This is a genomic window from Vibrio sp. TH_r3, from assembly GCF_033101115.1.
Taxonomy (GTDB): domain Bacteria; phylum Pseudomonadota; class Gammaproteobacteria; order Enterobacterales; family Vibrionaceae; genus Vibrio.
In genome coordinates this window covers 112,952-129,758 of sequence record NZ_JAWMPW010000006.1, presented here as the reverse complement: position 1 = coordinate 129,758, position 16,807 = coordinate 112,952, and the positions used below count along the sequence as shown (strand labels likewise).

Below are 16,807 nucleotides of genomic sequence, written 5' to 3'. Positions count from 1 at the left end.
ATTTTGATGTTTATCGACACTTATATGCTCAATTCATTAACCAAAATACAATAAGTATTTTACAATGAAACATGTATCTTGTTCCATGAATTCACAATTTCTTGCCCTTAACAAAAATACAATTTGGAGTGCATTATGGCCGCACGAGAAACGGTTGTACCCGTTCTTCTTGAAAAAGTGTATCAACTTATTCAAGATAAACTTGAACTTGCTCAAAAACCTTTGGTTACTCAACTGGCGAAACATCTATATAACAATATTTCACAAGACGATTTAATTCATCGTAACGATTCTGACCTTTACGGTGCAATAGTAAGCTTGTGGCATCATATTTCAGAGACGAGTCGGAGCGACGTTTCAGTTCGAGTTTTCAACCCCAGTTTTAGCCGCCATGGATGGCAGTCCACTCACACCATTGTTGAAATTGTCGTGCCTGACAGTTCATTTTTAGTTGAATCTACAAAAATGGCATTAACCAGATTAGGTTTAACTTGCCATTTTATGCTTAGTGGGCCAACGCAAATTCAGAGAAATAAAAGTGGCGATGTGGTGTCAGTCAACGATGGTGAGGGTGAATATCAATCGTTATTCCATATTGAAGTGGATCGTTTAAATGATCCAGATGAAATGAAGAAACTAAAACAAGAACTGATTGCTGTCCTTACTGATACTGGATTGGTCGTTTCTCAATGGCAACTTATGTCAGATAAGTTGCAACAAGTTATCCAAGAATCTGAACAGAATGCTCATAATATTCCACTAGAAAAACAACGCTTACAAGAAAGCCTACAGTTTATGAAGTGGCTAGCTAAACATAACTTTACCTTTATGGGATATAAAGAATATGACTTAGTTGAAAATAAAGAAGGTCTTCAATTAGAACCTACTGCAGAACAAGGGTTAGGGCTTTTTGCTAATAAAAAACGTCTCCGTACTGTCAAACTAACTCAGTTCGCAGAATCTGCACAGGTTGAAGCAATCAAACCGTATTTGCTTATTTTAACAAAAGGCCATGCTCCATCACGCATTCATCGACCAGCTTACACCGATTACATTGGCATAAAAAAATTCGATAAAGAAGGCAAAGTAATTGGTGAGCATCGATTCACTGGTTTATATACGTCGGCCGTTTACAACCAAAGTGTATTTAATATTCCACTTATTGGTCAGAAAGTTGAACGTATTCTTAATTCAAGTGGCTATCGAGCAGGTTCGCATTCGTATAAAGCATTACACAATATATTAGAAAATTATCCACGTGATGAGTTATTGCAAGCCGATGAAGATCAATTGTTAAAAATTGGCTTGGGCGTGGTACAGATGCAAGATAGAGACCTAGTACGTTTATTTGTACGAAAAGACCCGTTTGGTCGATTTTTTAGTTGTATGGTTTATGTTTCAAAAGAGCGATACAGCACTGAAATAAGAAAACAAACGCAAAAGATTTTGAAACAGCATTTGAATTCTGACCAAGAAGTAGACTTCACTACTTACTTTTCAGAAAGTCCAATAGCCAGAACACACTATATCGTTCGAGTGGAAAACAATAATTTCAATGTAGACGTAAAAACTATAGAGCATAACTTAATGGAAGCTTTTTCAACTTGGGATGACAGACTAACTGACGCAATTATCGCTAACCTTGGAGAAAGTAGAGGGTTGCCGTTTGCCAAAGAATTTAAAAATGCATTTCCAAGTTCATATAAATCAGACGTGATGCCAGGTGTTGCGGTTGCGGATATTGAAAAGCTGGAAAGTTTAAGTGACAGTAACAAACTAGGCATGTTGTTTTATCGACCTCAAGAAGAGGGCATGAATTCAAAAGTTGTCCACTTAAAACTGTATCATAGAGATAATCCGATCCACTTGTCTGACGTAATGCCTATGCTAGAAAATTTAGGTCTACGTGTGGTGGGAGAATCGCCGTATGAAATTAGAAAAACCAATGGAACCGTGTACTGGATCTTGGATTTTTCTATGTTGCATAAGAGTGAAGCTCAAATTGATTTGAGAGAGTCACAACAGAGATTTCAACAAGCTTTTGCCTCTATTTGGGCTGGCGAACTTGAAAGTGATGGTTTCAACCGTTTATTACTTGGTGCTGGTCTAACGGGCAGAGAAATTACCATTGTTAGAAGTTATGCTCGTTACATGCGACAAGTCGGTTTTCCGTTCAGTCAAAACTATATCGAGGATACGCTATCTAATCATCCTGAATTGGCAAAAAGTTTGGTGCAACTATTTATCAAACGTTTTGATCCTAAACATAAAGGTACCAATAAAGGTCAATCTGATCTGATTAATCATATCACCGAACAATTAGATCAAGTTGAGAGTCTAGATGATGATCGGATCATTCGTCGTTATATGGAAATGATCTGTGCAACGTTAAGAACAAACTATTTTCAGACCGATCAAGATAAAAAACCTAAACCATGGTTATCATTAAAACTCAGACCAAGTGAAATTCCTGATATACCGCAGCCCGTACCAGCTTTCGAAATCTTCGTTTATTCTCCAGATATCGAAGGGGTTCACTTACGCGGAGGTAAAGTTGCTCGTGGTGGACTTCGTTGGTCAGATAGACAAGAAGATTTCCGTACTGAAATTTTAGGCTTAGTTAAAGCACAACAAGTTAAAAATACAGTTATTGTGCCAGTAGGAGCAAAAGGTGGCTTTGTGTGTAAAAAGCAAGCCAACTTGTCGTCTCGAGATGAGATATTTTCAGAGGGTAAGCGTTGCTACATGCAATTTATCCGTGCATTGTTAGATGTTTCCGATAATATTATTGAAGGGGAAACCGTTCATCCAACTCATGTCATTTGCCATGATGAAAACGACCCTTACTTGGTTGTTGCTGCCGACAAAGGAACTGCTACATTTTCAGATTTAGCCAACCAAGTGTCGGATGAATATAATTTCTGGTTGGGTGATGCATTTGCGTCTGGTGGCTCAAATGGTTACGACCACAAAGCGATGGGAATAACAGCAAAAGGTGCTTGGGAGTCGGTTAAACGCCATTTTAGAGAAATGGGGGTTAACTGCCAAACGACGGACTTTACCTGTGTAGGTATCGGCGACATGGCAGGGGATGTGTTTGGTAATGGCATGCTATTGTCTAAACATATTAAGTTGCAAGCTGCGTTTAACCATTTGCATATTTTTATCGATCCCAATCCAGATGCCGCCAAATCGTGGACAGAAAGAGATCGTTTATTTCATAAAGGTCGATCAAGTTGGGAAGATTACGATCCTAAATTGATCTCTAAAGGGGGCGGTGTTTTCTCTCGTCGATCTAAGTCGATCAAGTTAACCCCTGAAATCCAAAAAATGCTCGGAACACGTAAAGCATCGTTAGCACCTAATGATCTTATTAAGATGCTTTTAAAAATGGACGTGGATCTTTTATGGAATGGTGGCATTGGGACTTATGTTAAAGCATCGACCGAAACGCATACCGACGTTGGTGATAGAGCAAATGATGCACTACGTATTGATGGCTCAGAATTAAAAACTAAAATTATTGGTGAAGGAGGTAATTTAGGGTTTACTCAGCGTGGCCGGATAGAATATGCATTGAATGGAGGTCGGGTAAATACTGATTTCGTTGATAATGTGGGTGGTGTAGATTGCTCAGATAATGAAGTAAATATAAAAATATTTCTCAATGGACTCGTTGCACTTGGCGATTTGACTACCAAACAACGCAACGAAATTCTAGTTAAGATGGAAGATGAGGTAGGAGAAATTGTACTTGATGATGCGTATCGTCAATCCGAATCCATTTCTGTCACTGAATATCAAGGCACAGGGTTAGTAAAAGAATTAGTGCGCTTTATTCATACTTTAGAAAAAGCCGGTTATTTAGACCGAGCGCTAGAATATATTCCCGACGATGAAACTTTATTAGAACGTGAGAAAAAAGGTTTAGCATTGACTAGACCCGAACTTTCAGTGTTGATTGCCTATGGCAAAATGGTGCTAAAAGAACAATTGGTTGTTGATGCTATTTCATCTGATGAATACCATAAGCAATCATTAGTTAGATATTTCCCAGAAGAGTTACGTTGTAACTATATTGCTCATGCCGACAATCATCCGCTAAAAAGTGAGATTATAGCGACCTCGTTAGCCAACCAAATGGTAAACGAAATGGGGTGTAATTTTGTCACTCGATTGGAGGAAGAGACTGGCGCAGACATTGTTAAAATTGCCAACTCTTATGCTGCGGCGCGTGAGATATTTAATTTTGAAGAAATATTAAAACGAATTGGTAAACTAGATAACATTGCTACTGCTGAAGCGCAATATGAACTTATTTTTCATGTAAGACGAACCTTACGTCGTTTATCGCGCTGGATGATTAGAAATAATCCCGGTCAGTTTAATGTTAGCCAATTGATTGAAACTTATAAGAGCGATGTGAATGCTGTTCGTCGAGTTCTTGACCAATGCTTAGTGACAGAGGAAGTTGAAGAACATAATCAGCTTGCTCAATCTTGGATTGAGCAGGGGGTTGAGTCAGAATTAGCTCAACATGTATCGCGTTTATCCAGTTTAAATTCAGCTTTAGATATCTCTGCTGTCGCGAAAGAGACTGGCTACAGTGTTGAAGATGCGGCCAAATTATACTTCAATTTAGGTGACAGACTTTCGTTACATTGGTTCTTGAAACAGATTAATACTCAAGCGGTTGATAATAACTGGCAAGCCTTGGCCAGAGCAGCGTTCCGCGAAGATCTGGATTGGCAACAGCGACAACTAACAGCATTAGTGCTGAGTTGTAATTGTGCGGAAGGTGACTCATTGGATCCATTAACAGCATTAGAGGAATGGATGACAAGTAACGAGACAGCACTACAGCGTTGGGAAAGTATTCTCAATGAATTCAAGGTCGGTTCGGTGCATGAATTTGCAAAATTTTCGGTCGCATTGCGAGAACTGATGTTATTAAATTTGAATTGTTCTAAAAATAAGTAAATAATACAGCCCCGTTTATACGGGGCTTTTTTTATCGGAGGCGTACATGCTCTACCGTCTAGCCAGGACTGGCTTTTTTCAACTTGATGCCGAGAAAGCACACGATCTCGCCATCGAAAATTTTAAACGGATTCAAGGTACACCATTAGATCTATTTTACCGTCAGCATTTACCAGAACGACCGGTCGAATGTATGGGATTAACATTCAAAAATCCTGTCGGCCTTGCAGCAGGGTTAGACAAAAACGGTGAATGTATCGATGCGTTTGGTGCAATGGGGTTTGGTTTTATTGAAGTAGGAACTGTAACGCCTAAACCACAACCGGGTAATGATAAGCCAAGGTTGTTTCGATTGACAGAAGCAGAGGGTTTGATCAATCGAATGGGGTTCAATAATGATGGGGTAGATAACCTTGTCGACAATGTTCAAAAAGCATCTTACGATGGTGTTTTAGGAATTAATATTGGAAAGAATAAAGATACCCCAATCGAGAAAGGTACGGAAGACTATATAATTTGCATGGAAAAAACTTACCAGTATGCAGGTTATATCGCCGTTAATATATCTTCGCCTAATACACCGGGGTTGAGAACACTCCAATATGGTGAAGCACTCGATCAATTGTTAGCTGAGTTAAAAGCTAAACAATCTGAACTTGAAAAACTGCATGGGAAATATGTTCCGCTGGCACTTAAAATCGCCCCAGACTTAAATGACGAAGAGATTGAACAGATATGTGATTCATTACTTCGCCATCAAATCGATGGAGTGATTGCGACTAATACGACGCTTGATAGAAATTTGGTAAAAGGGATGAAACACGCTAACGAAGCGGGTGGCTTAAGTGGTCGCCCTGTCCAACAAAGAAGTACTGAGGTTGTGCGTCTATTGTATGCTAGGTTAGGGGACAATATTCCGATTATTGGCGTTGGTGGTATTGACTCTTTTGTTGCGGCAAAAGAAAAATTGCTTGCAGGCGCTAAACTGGTTCAAGTTTATTCTGGGTTTATTTATCATGGGCCGGGTTTAGTTAAAGACATTGTAAAGAATATCTAACTTTAAGCGTTTACATCATTGTTTTTATGGAAAAGAGGAATTTTATTTCCTCTTTTTTTTTGTTTTTCTACTTGTAGAATTATTTTCGTTAGTTGAAATAGGTGAAATTACAGTCAACCTAGAGACGGAATACACAAAATAATAGAGACGGAACGATGCTTAAACCAAGAGATACATGGAATTGGTTTTACGACGAGCAAGAGAAAGCTCTGATGTTGGACCTTGGAAATGACATGCTGTTTAGAGTCAATATCCCAAACAAGTTGCTGGTAGATTGCGCCTATACTGATACAGACTTTACTGTTGATGATGCTTCTGCATTCCAAGAATTCAAACAAAAAGCATCCAAATTAGATTTATCTGAGCCTAGACAAGCTGAATTAACGCTTAACTGCGTTGCTGCCAAACGTTTTCATAAACCAGTTCTACCTAAGAGCTGGTTTTTCGACTTGCAAGAGACTGACTATGTACCTTGTGAAGGCGATATCATTCATTTAAAAAATCGTTATGGAGAAGGCTACTTCATGGTGATAGAAGTAGGTGACAACGCCAGTTTGTGTGCACTTGTTGAAGATGCTCCTTTTACGTTAGATGGTTGTAAAGAGCTTAAATTTGGTGAAGCTATAAAGGTTATGCACAACCGTATGGCTTGCGCCAATCACCTATTTGACTCATTAAATGTCGCACTAGTTGGTTAATATCTAGTTCGTTCCTGTTCCCTTGTTGTATTTACATCGACCCTAAGTGGTCGATTTTTTTTGCCTTATTTTCCACGACATTGGTGCATTGTTTTTTATGATGAAAATATCTATACCAACGTCAGTTTTAATGACTAATAAATACTCATTATGATCTCTATTCGATAGAATTTGACTCTCATTGCTGAGACATGCCTGCCAAATCAAAATTTTTTTATTTCCTACCCACCCGACAATAGTTGTTTTTTTGAACAGTATTGTCAGAAAAATTCCCATTTTAAAGCTAAATGTAATAAATTTTCATGACAAAAACCCATTTGGTCTATACCAATTTTTGATTGAATAAGTATTCACTACGCTTGTAAGCCTTAAAAATTGGAAGCATGATTTAAGAAGTAAATGCTCACTTCATTTTTTGAGTGAAATTAGTTTATGGTGCGCTTCAATTCATTTTTTGTGCGTCAGTGAAAATTAAGCGGTGGCTTTTTAATCAACGAAGTTATTTAACTAAGATTTATCGGTGTTTTATTTCTTAATTGAATTACTAATCAGGTATAATCAAGGCCATTTTTTTGCTGATTAAGACAGATATGAACCAATATTTAGCGATTACTTCAAATGGCTTAGAAAATTTGCTTGCCGAAGAACTTAAAACACTCGGAATAGTTGATGTTAAACCTGTACAAGCAGGGGTGAAATTTAAAGCAACTAACCAACAAATTTACCGCTGTTGCTTGTGGAGCCGAATTGCTTCTAGGTTTGTACGTGTACTTTCAGAATTTAACTGCCAAGATGATATGGATCTTTATTTGACTGCTTCGGCAGTGAATTGGTCGTCTCATTTTAGCAGTGACAAAACTTTTGTCGTCGACTTTAACGGAACTAACAATCAGATTAGAAACAGTCAATATGGTGCGATGAAAGTTAAGGATGCCATTGTTGATAGTTTTACCAAGAAAAACTTAACAAGACCGTCAATTAACAAAGAGCTACCAGACCTTCGTATTCATGTCAGGCTTCATCGTGATAAAGCGATTTTAGGTATAGATTTAGTAGGTTTAGGTTTACATCAACGTGGTTATAGAACTGAAGCTGGTAAGGCTCCATTACGTGAAACACTTGCTGCAGCAATTGTTATGCGTAGTGGATGGAAAAAGGGGGTGTCGTTATTGGATCCTCTATGTGGCTCAGGAACCTTGTTGATTGAGGCTGCGATGATGGCGGCCAATATGGCGCCAGGTGTGTTGAGAAAAACATGGTCTTTTGAAGCACTAAACGATTTTGAACCCGAAGTATGGGCTCAATTAAAAGCTGAAGCAAATGTACAAGGGCGCAAAGGGTTAAGAAATATTGAGACCAAATTTTTTGGTTTCGATAATGATAAGCGTGTATTAACTATTGCAAGAGCTAATGCGAAAAGAGCTGGCTTAACTGATGTCATTGAATTTTCTTGCGCTGATGCTGCTGCGTTAACTCGCCCTGAAGGTTTCGACACGGGTGTTATTGTATCTAATCCTCCATATGGAGAAAGGTTGGGAACAGAACCTGGCTTAATTGCTTTATATACGTCTTTGGGAGCACAGTTAAAAGCGAACTTCGCGGGTAGCCAAGCGTCCATTTTCTCCAGTTCAGACGAACTATTGAGTTGTTTGAGGATGAGAGCCGATAAACAGTATAAGCTGCAAAATGGGGCGTTACCGTGTCACCAAAAAAATTACTCAATTAGTGAACGTCGAGCCACTTCATCAATTGGTACGGAAAATGCGTCATCTGATGAATCAATCGCTCCTGATTTTTCTAATCGCTTAAAAAAGAACATGGCGAAAATTGGTAAGTGGGCGAAACGAGAACAACTCGATTGTTATCGAATTTACGACGCAGATCTTCCCGAGTATAACGTCGCGATTGACCTTTATTTAGACAATCTTGTTATACAAGAATACGCTGCACCAAAAGATATTCCGGAAGAGAAAGCAAAACGTAGGTTAACGGATGTTATTCGCGCGGCTATTCAAGTAACAGGAATCAATGCTAACAACGTGGTACTTAAAACTCGCGAAAAGAAAAAAGGCACGTCTCAATATCAAAAACTAGGCGAAGGGTCTCGCAATTTTGAAGTACAAGAATATGGGGTAAAATTGCTGGTAAACCTACATGATTATCTAGACACTGGCTTATTCCTCGATCATAAAATTACACGTCGCATTATTGGTGAAATGGCGCAAGGAAAAGATTTTCTTAACTTGTTCGCTTATACCGGATCGGCAACGGCTCATGCCGCCTTTGGCGGAGCAAAATCAACGATGACGGTTGATATGTCGAAAACGTACCTTGAGTGGGCGAAAGAAAACCTAAAGCTGAATGTTAAGATTGGCGAACAGCACCGATTTGAACATGCTGATTGTTTACAGTGGGTACGCAAGTGTAGTCAGGATTATGATCTTATTTTCATTGATCCGCCAACGTTTTCTAATTCAAAACGTATGGACCAAACGTTTGACGTGCAAAGAGATCATCTAACACTGCTAAAGGATTTGAAATTACTCCTTAGAAATGGGGGGACGATCATATTTTCTAATAATAGACGCCACTTTAAAATGGATTTAGATGGATTAAAACAAGCCGGGCTCGCTGCTGTTAATATCTCGGCTAAAACACTCCCTATGGATTTTGCTCGTAATAAACAAATCCATAATTGTTGGCTGATTACTCATGATAATAACGCCTAATCTTATACTCTATAGCACTGACGGCTGCCATTTGTGTGAACAAGTGGTAGCAATGCTAAACGTTGTAGGATTAACACCTCAGATCATTGATATTGCATTCGATGATGAACTATTTTTACGTTACGCGGTCACTATTCCAGTACTTAATTGTTCTGGTAATGAGTTAAATTGGCCGTTTGATGATGAACAACTTAAATATTGGTTAGAACAAAATGGCATTACTTACCATAAATAATGGTCACTTAGCATTTGGCGATGTTCCACTTTTAGATGGTTCAGACTTTGCCTTACAAGAAAATGAACGAGTTTGTTTGGTTGGACGAAACGGGGCAGGTAAATCTACTCTTATGAAAATTCTATCTGGAGACGTTATCATGGATGACGGTAAGTACCAGATAACACAGGACGTAGTAGTCTCTCGTTTAGAGCAAGATCCACCAAGAAATGAACAAGGTACGGTTTTAGAATATGTCGCGAGTGGTTTAGCAGAGGTAGGTAAAACACTCAAGATCTACCAAGATCTTTTAGATCTTATTGCTGAAGACCCATCAGAGAAAAACATTAACCGGCTGGCAAAAGTACAAGAAGAGCTCGATCATACTGGAGCATGGCGGTTTGAAGATAGAATTAAAAACGTTTTAGCCGCACTAAAATTAGACGGACATACCAAGCTAACCGATTTATCAGGTGGCTGGCAGAGAAAAGCTGCGTTAGCAAAAGCACTGGTATGTGATCCGGATGTGTTGTTACTGGATGAACCTACTAACCATTTAGATGTCACTACGATTGAATGGTTAGAAGGGTTTTTAAAAGATTTCCGTGGTTCAATTATCTTTGTTTCGCATGATAGAGCATTCATTAAATCAATGGCGACTCGAATTGTAGACCTCGACAGAGGTAAATTGTCTTCATTTCCTGGCAACTACGAGCAGTTTTTAGTCGATAAAGAAGAGGCTTTGCGAGTTGAAGAAATGCAAAATGCTGAATTCGACAAAAAATTAGCTCAAGAAGAAGTTTGGATTCGTCAAGGTATTAAAGCTCGCCGTACTCGTAATGAAGGTCGAGTTCGTGCTCTTAAAAAACTTAGGCAAGAACGATCGGATCGCTTAGAAGTGCAGGGTAAGGCAAATATTCAAATTGATACTTCTAATCGTTCTGGAAAAATCGTTTTTGAAGCTGATAATATTAGTTTTGAATATGATAACAAACCAATCGTATCTAATTTTAGTTTTAATATTATGCGTGGTGACAGAATAGGTCTTATTGGTCCAAACGGCTGTGGTAAAAGTACACTGTTAAAATTGCTGCTCGACCAACTCGAACCTCAGTCTGGAAAATTACGCTGTGGTACCAAATTAGAGGTTGCGTATTTTGATCAATATAGAGAAACATTAGATCCAGAAAAGACCGTTATTGATAATCTGGCTGATGGCAAACAAGAAGTCACTATAGGTGGTAAAGAGCGTCATGCGCTTAGTTATTTGCAGGACTTTTTGTTCTCACCTAAGAGAGCACGTACACCAGTAAAAGCCTTGTCTGGCGGTGAAAAAAATCGCTTATTATTGGCTAGGTTATTCACTAAACCTAATAACCTATTGATTCTTGATGAACCGACGAATGATTTAGATATCGAAACATTGGAACTTTTAGAGGATTTGCTTGCCAACTATCAGGGTACATTGCTTTTAGTCAGTCATGACAGACAGTTTGTTGATAATACAGTAATGACAAGTTGGATTTTTGAAGGCGATGGTGTAATAGAAGAATTTGTTGGTGGATACCATGATGCGCAACAACAACGATTACAAGCACTCAAAACTAGAGCACCAATCGTTGAAAAAAAGCAAAATGTTGTTAAGTCACCGACAAAAGTAACCAAGCAAAGCGTTAAGACAAAAAAATTATCGTATAAACTTGTACGTGAACTAGAAGAGCTGCCAGCAAAATTAGAACAATTTGAAATGGCGATAGAAAAACTTCAACAAGAAGTCAATACGCCAGAGTTTTTTGCTCAATCTGTTGAGCAAACGCAACCTATATTAGATAAATTGGCAGCACAAGAACAACAATTGGAAATAGCCTTTGAGAGATGGGAAGAGTTAGAGGCTATGCAACAGGAACTTGATAACTAAATGAGTAGTAATAAATTCAAATTAACGGCACTAGCTTTGTTGGTATTAGGGTCAACACAGGCGAACGCTGCACTATACCGTGTCGTACCGGTATCTTCAGACGGTACAGAAGCCTATGGTACAGCGATTGAATCTGGTGATGTTGGTAGTGACGAACTTGGGTGTTTTAGTTCAAGCGAAGATTGTAATGATGGATCTGATTTCACCTTAGCGGGTGATAGTTTTGAATCTTATGTTGGATTTTCCTACAAGCAAGAAGTGCCTTTTGGGATAGATAATCGGTTTTTCTATCTTGATCAAAATGACCTAGAAAACTATTGTGAAGACGAACTAGGTTATGCAACTTGTGATGCATGGGCGGAAAATCAGTGGTTTGGCGATGTCGATAACCAAGTAGGAGGCTTGTACCGCGAGCGCGAAGCTTGGGATCTAGGAACCTATAAATCTAATGCATCTGGATTTATTGATTCGACCAGTGTTGGTGCGCCTGATTCTAGCGTTACACCAACCAGTTTTAGCGCAATTAACGACAGTAAAAATGTCGTAATAACTGCGTTAGATGATGATTCTAAAGCCATCGGTATCACAAGTAGTGGCTATTTTTCTAATGGAACGAATGCTGCTATTGTTTATCGCCAACGTGGATTTTACGACGATACTTTGTTACTTCCAAAACAAGATGCTAGTGCTGCAATTGTTGCCAAAATGGGTAGAACCCTGTCGTTCGATTGGTTTGAATATGGTGGTGCTAAATATGTAGTCGGTTCCGCCGCTATTGCCCCATTTAACTACTCTGATAGCGATAAAGATTACTCCGGCGATTTAGCTAACTGCTTAGTTGATGATCCGGAACTTTTAGAAGAATGTCAGAATTTTGCATTTGCCATGAAACCTTATGTATGGGATGTGACGGATCCTGAGGGTGGTATGAGCGTCGCATCGTGGCAACATGACTCACCTAATGATGCTAATGTAGGCGACTATTCTGCTCAGGGAAGTGTGCGAGCTGCGGTCGTTCCAGATTCAGGAGACTATAAAGATGAACCTGTTCTTGTTGGCTTTAATACAGATGAATATAACGATGTATTATTAATGCAAGCCGCGGTTTTTTATCCTAAATCTAATTTTTCTGTTCAAGAAAATGGGTGGTCAAATACCTTTATTACCAACGCTACTGTTCGAATTGGTGGTGAGTACATTCACAGTAATTCCGTTGCTAAAGATATCAATAATAATTTATTGGTTATTGGTGAGGCGAAGCGCTACGGAAACAAGCCGGAATTGGGTTCTGCTAATAATCGTCTATTCATTGCGGATGCGAGTAACGGTAGCCCTAGTGCGAACTTCTTCAGTGGAGGCATATTTTTCACTGGGTCAGGTGGTGAAGCCAACGCTATCAATAATTACAATGAAATTGTTGGCCAAATAGATGCTGAAACTCATCGGGAAGTGAATGGTAAAGCGCGCAGAAAACGTGCCTTCATATACCCATATTCAGGGACTGGTTCAGTTACTGAACGACGCGCTATTTTTAATAATCAAGCTTGGTGGATTGATGATCTGACCAACGGTGGTGAGTATAGCTCTAGTAACAATCAGTATCGTATCATCAACGCATCTGATATTAATGATGCTGGCGTTATATCTGCTACAGCGCTTAAATGTTCTGTTGGCGAGTATGATTCTACCGCCCACAACGCGTATTGTGGCGAAGGTTCGGCTGATGAAGAGATTATTGCTGTTAAATTAGTGCCTATTTCTGGAGCGATAAGTGATGATATTGAAGAGCGTAAGTTAGAAAGTAGTACGATTTCTAGACAAGGTGGAAGTATCGGATTTCTTGCTTTGACACTGTTAGCTTTGTTTAGTTTCAGACGTTATCGATAAATTGTGCAAATAAATGAAACGGGTTCAAATTTTTGAATCCGTTTTTTTTTACCCTTGAGAAATAGCCAATGTTGAACCAATATTAATTGTGGAGTTGCTGACTCCATACACGTTCAAATTGATAATAGCTAAAGGACGACAATATGAAGAGACAAAAGCGCGATCGCCATGAAAGAGCACAATCTCAAGGTTATAAAGCGGGACTTAATGGAAAGTCGATGGATGAATGCCCGTATCAGCAAACCGATGCTAAGTCATTTTGGCTAGGCGGATGGCGAGAAGCAAGAGATGATAAAAATTCAGGTCTCTATAAATAATCTGAACAGTATTTAGTAATATCAGGCCTCGAATTAAGAGGCCTAATATATAAACTATAACGCACTATAACTAAATATTTTGTGACAAAATAAACAGCCCGTAAGCTGCTTATAAAGCTAAGCGAAGACATCCAACCTAAAATCTTAAAAGGTCGATGTATCTTTAAAAAGTCCTACTTTTAAATCTTTCGCAACGTAAATTTCTTTTCCATCAACAAGAACTCGTGCATCTGCCAAACCCATAACAAGTTTACGATTAATCACACGTTTCATATTTACTTGATACGTTACTTTTTTAGCAGTCGGTAATATTTGTCCTGTAAACTTTACTTCTCCGACACCTAACGCGCGACCTTTACCTTCGCCGCCAACCCATCCAAGGAAAAATCCTACTAGTTGCCACATCGCGTCTAGACCTAAACACCCTGGCATAACAGGGTCGCCTGGAAAATGACAATCAAAAAACCATAAATCAGGAGAGATATCGAGTTCAGCTTCAACATAACCTTTGCCAAATTCTCCGCCATCTTCGGTCATTAATGTGACCCTATCCATCATTAGCATATTTGGTGCTGGAAGTTGTGGGTATCCTTCGCCAAATAATTCACCGCGGCTAGAGGCGAGTAAATCTTCACGGTTATACGAGCTACGTCTGTTTTGCATTTTTATATACTCCAAATTTTATTAGGTGCATCTTAGTGAACAGATGTACGCTAATCAAGTCCGATCAGTTAGTTATAAAACGATTGAGGATACGCTGAAAGAAAGAACCATGACTTTCTCTACGATTAAAAAAGGCAATTCTATCCGATATTCTATTTAAGATAGCATCATCACTCTCGCCTCTAAATTGCTTACCGGTAATCAAAGCAATCGCTTGGTCAACATTTTCTACAGCCCAAATACTAAACTGACCCTGTTTAATACTATTTATAACATCTTTATCTAAGGATAAATGCTTTAAATTAGATTTAGGCAGGATAACACCTTGATTGCCAGTAAAACCTTGATGTTTGCATACATGATAAAAACCTTCAATTTTTTCGTTTAATCCTCCGACCGCTTGGACACGACCAAATTGATCAACCGCACCCGTAACTGCTAATTGTTGGTTAAGAGGTGTTTCAGACAATGCACTCACTAAACAACAAAACTCAGCGAGTGACGCGCTATCGCCATCTACTTCGCAGTACGACTGCTCAAAAACAATAGACGCAGAATAGGGGAGCACTTCATCTAAGTCTAATGCGGTACTGACCAAAGCTTGCATTATCATCATACCTTTTGCGTGAAGATTGCCACCTAACTCGGCTTTTCTTTCTACATCTAAGATATCACCATCACCGAAATGAATCACACAGGAGATCCTTGCCGGCTCACCATAAGAAATTGGATGACCTGGAACATCTACGACAGTCAAACCATTGACTTGTCCAATATGTTCGCCATCTGTTTCGATGATAACTTGGCCATCTAAAATGTCATCAAGCGCACGCTTAGGTAAATACGATTCTCTGAAATACTTGTCGTTGAGCGCCTTATCAATTTCATCTTCAGAGATTATTCCTTCTTTAGCTTGTAAGGCAGCTTCACTTAACAACGCGTTATGCCACTGCAAACATAGAGGAATCGCATGTTGGTCTTCACATTCTCTAGTGCCAGCGGTAAGAAGCCTTCTAATGCCTGAAGAGTCTAAACTCGGCAAGCCAAAACTTTTAATCAATCCTTTTAAATAAGCTAAATAGTCAGTAAGCGTTATTTCATTGAGTTTGCTTTCGAGTTCAACCTCACTAAACATGCAAAAGCCAGAATTCATATCTGAATCAAAATAATCTAGTTCACTCAACTGCTCCCTGTCACCAATAACAATCAGCTTAACATCAATTTTTTGTGTAGGGGGGTCTATCGCTATGTGTTTTGTATCAACACTAACTGGCGAAACCGATTCACCCAATAAAGCTGATTTTAACACCATCCAGGAAGATGGATTAGCCATAATTAAATTAGCAGAGACAACTAAATAGCCACCATGAGCTTTTCGTAGTAAACCCGGTGCCACTGACTCGACTTTTCCATCTTTAGCTTTATATTCGCCTAAAATAGAACGAATTTCTAAAGTTTCAGCTTTAACAACAACTCGTTCATCCGGTACTAAATGTTCATCATGAATTGCATCTAGAATTGCGTTTCGATAAATAGCATTGTCCGGTGAATTAATAAGCAAAACTTTAGTCCAGTTATGTAACTGTTCAAAGCGAAGTAATGCTGCTCTTAGCCTTGGCTGGAGATCAAAGAAAGATAACGGGGATAAGGTTGGAAAACTATCTATGATAGCTTCATATTTATCAAACTGTAGTGTGACTGAACGCCAATCTTCTTGCTTCATTTCGGCCTAAAATAGTGAAAAGGGCGTTGATTATATATAAAAATGCACCAGGCTAATAGTTATTATCTGAGTTAACAGTTTTAAAAACAAAAAGCATAACAATACTTGTCTAAAGATAGCATTTTGGGTTACGCTGTCACTAGGTAAAGTATCGGATAATAATCATGAAATACCAACAACTTGAAAATCTTGAATGTGGCTGGAAGTGGCAGTATCTACACAATAAATGGAAAGATGGAACAGCTATAACAAGACACATAGATAGCAGTGAGGCTGATCGCGCAGTGCAATTATTAAAAGAGATAGAAAGTGAGCCAATTCTAGTTTTAGAATGGATAGATAGTCACATGTCATTTGAACTAGAAAATAAACTAAAACAAGCTATTAGGGCAAAACGAAAACGACATTTTAATGCCGAGCAGATCCATACTAAAAAGAAATCTATCGATTTAGATTATCGAGTATGGGAAAAATTATCGGCAAGAGCAAACGAGCTTGGATGTACTTTGTCTGATGCGATTGAATACTTGGTTACTGAAGCTTCACGTACAGAAAAAGTAAGCAAAAAAGTCAGCAGTTTAAAAGAAGATTTGAGTAAGTTACTCGGTGATTAACAAAGGT

Annotated in this window: 11 protein-coding genes; 9 read left to right on the top strand and 2 right to left on the bottom strand. The window is 38.8% G+C overall.

Annotated features, from left to right (window positions below):
• Positions 1 to 135: 135 nt before the first annotated feature.
• From R3X26_RS08125 to rmf, 8 genes are all read left to right on the top strand, one after another.
• Positions 136 to 4,980, top strand: a complete 4,845-nt coding sequence (locus R3X26_RS08125) for an NAD-glutamate dehydrogenase (RefSeq protein ID WP_317716751.1) — start codon at positions 136 to 138, stop codon at positions 4,978 to 4,980.
• 46 nt (positions 4,981 to 5,026) lie between these two features.
• The gene (gene pyrD / locus R3X26_RS08120) at positions 5,027 to 6,037 is read left to right on the top strand and encodes a quinone-dependent dihydroorotate dehydrogenase (protein ID WP_317716749.1); all 1,011 of its coding nucleotides are present in this window, start codon (positions 5,027 to 5,029) and stop codon (positions 6,035 to 6,037) included.
• A gap of 155 nt (positions 6,038 to 6,192) precedes the next feature.
• Positions 6,193 to 6,735 carry a cell division protein ZapC gene (locus R3X26_RS08115; protein WP_317716747.1) on the top strand — a complete coding sequence of 181 codons (543 nt, stop codon included), beginning with the start codon at positions 6,193 to 6,195 and terminating at the stop codon, positions 6,733 to 6,735.
• A 590-nt stretch (positions 6,736 to 7,325) separates the two neighbouring features.
• A complete protein-coding gene (rlmKL, locus tag R3X26_RS08110) occupies positions 7,326 to 9,464 on the top strand; it encodes a bifunctional 23S rRNA (guanine(2069)-N(7))-methyltransferase RlmK/23S rRNA (guanine(2445)-N(2))-methyltransferase RlmL (RefSeq protein ID WP_317716745.1) in 2,139 nt (712 codons plus the stop codon).
• Positions 9,448 to 9,699 carry a glutaredoxin family protein gene (locus R3X26_RS08105; protein ID WP_317716743.1) on the top strand — a complete coding sequence of 84 codons (252 nt, stop codon included), beginning with the start codon at positions 9,448 to 9,450 and terminating at the stop codon, positions 9,697 to 9,699. The genes rlmKL and R3X26_RS08105 overlap by 17 nt, the downstream gene beginning before the upstream one ends.
• Positions 9,677 to 11,596 (top strand): ABC transporter ATP-binding protein, encoded by a 1,920-nt coding sequence (locus R3X26_RS08100; protein ID WP_317716741.1) that lies wholly within the window; start codon positions 9,677 to 9,679, stop codon positions 11,594 to 11,596. The genes R3X26_RS08105 and R3X26_RS08100 overlap by 23 nt, the downstream gene beginning before the upstream one ends.
• A complete protein-coding gene (locus R3X26_RS08095) occupies positions 11,597 to 13,483 on the top strand; it encodes a DUF3466 family protein (RefSeq protein WP_317716739.1) in 1,887 nt (628 codons plus the stop codon).
• Positions 13,484 to 13,626: 143 nt separating this feature from the next.
• Complete coding sequence (rmf, locus tag R3X26_RS08090; RefSeq protein ID WP_317716738.1) at positions 13,627 to 13,800, top strand: ribosome modulation factor; 174 nt, start codon at positions 13,627 to 13,629, stop codon at positions 13,798 to 13,800.
• 144 nt (positions 13,801 to 13,944) lie between these two features.
• Here rmf and fabA read toward each other — a convergent pair whose 3' ends face one another.
• Positions 13,945 to 14,463: a bifunctional 3-hydroxydecanoyl-ACP dehydratase/trans-2-decenoyl-ACP isomerase gene (gene fabA, locus R3X26_RS08085; protein WP_317716737.1), complete on the bottom strand. Its 519-nt coding sequence runs from the start codon at positions 14,461 to 14,463 to the stop codon at positions 13,945 to 13,947.
• Positions 14,464 to 14,527: 64 nt separating this feature from the next.
• Positions 14,528 to 16,186 (bottom strand): Lon protease family protein, encoded by a 1,659-nt coding sequence (locus R3X26_RS08080; protein ID WP_317716736.1) that lies wholly within the window; start codon positions 16,184 to 16,186, stop codon positions 14,528 to 14,530.
• A gap of 164 nt (positions 16,187 to 16,350) precedes the next feature.
• Between R3X26_RS08080 and matP the strand changes: the two genes are divergently transcribed.
• Positions 16,351 to 16,800: a macrodomain Ter protein MatP gene (gene matP / locus R3X26_RS08075; RefSeq protein WP_317716734.1), complete on the top strand. Its 450-nt coding sequence runs from the start codon at positions 16,351 to 16,353 to the stop codon at positions 16,798 to 16,800.
• Positions 16,801 to 16,807: the final 7 nt, after the last annotated feature.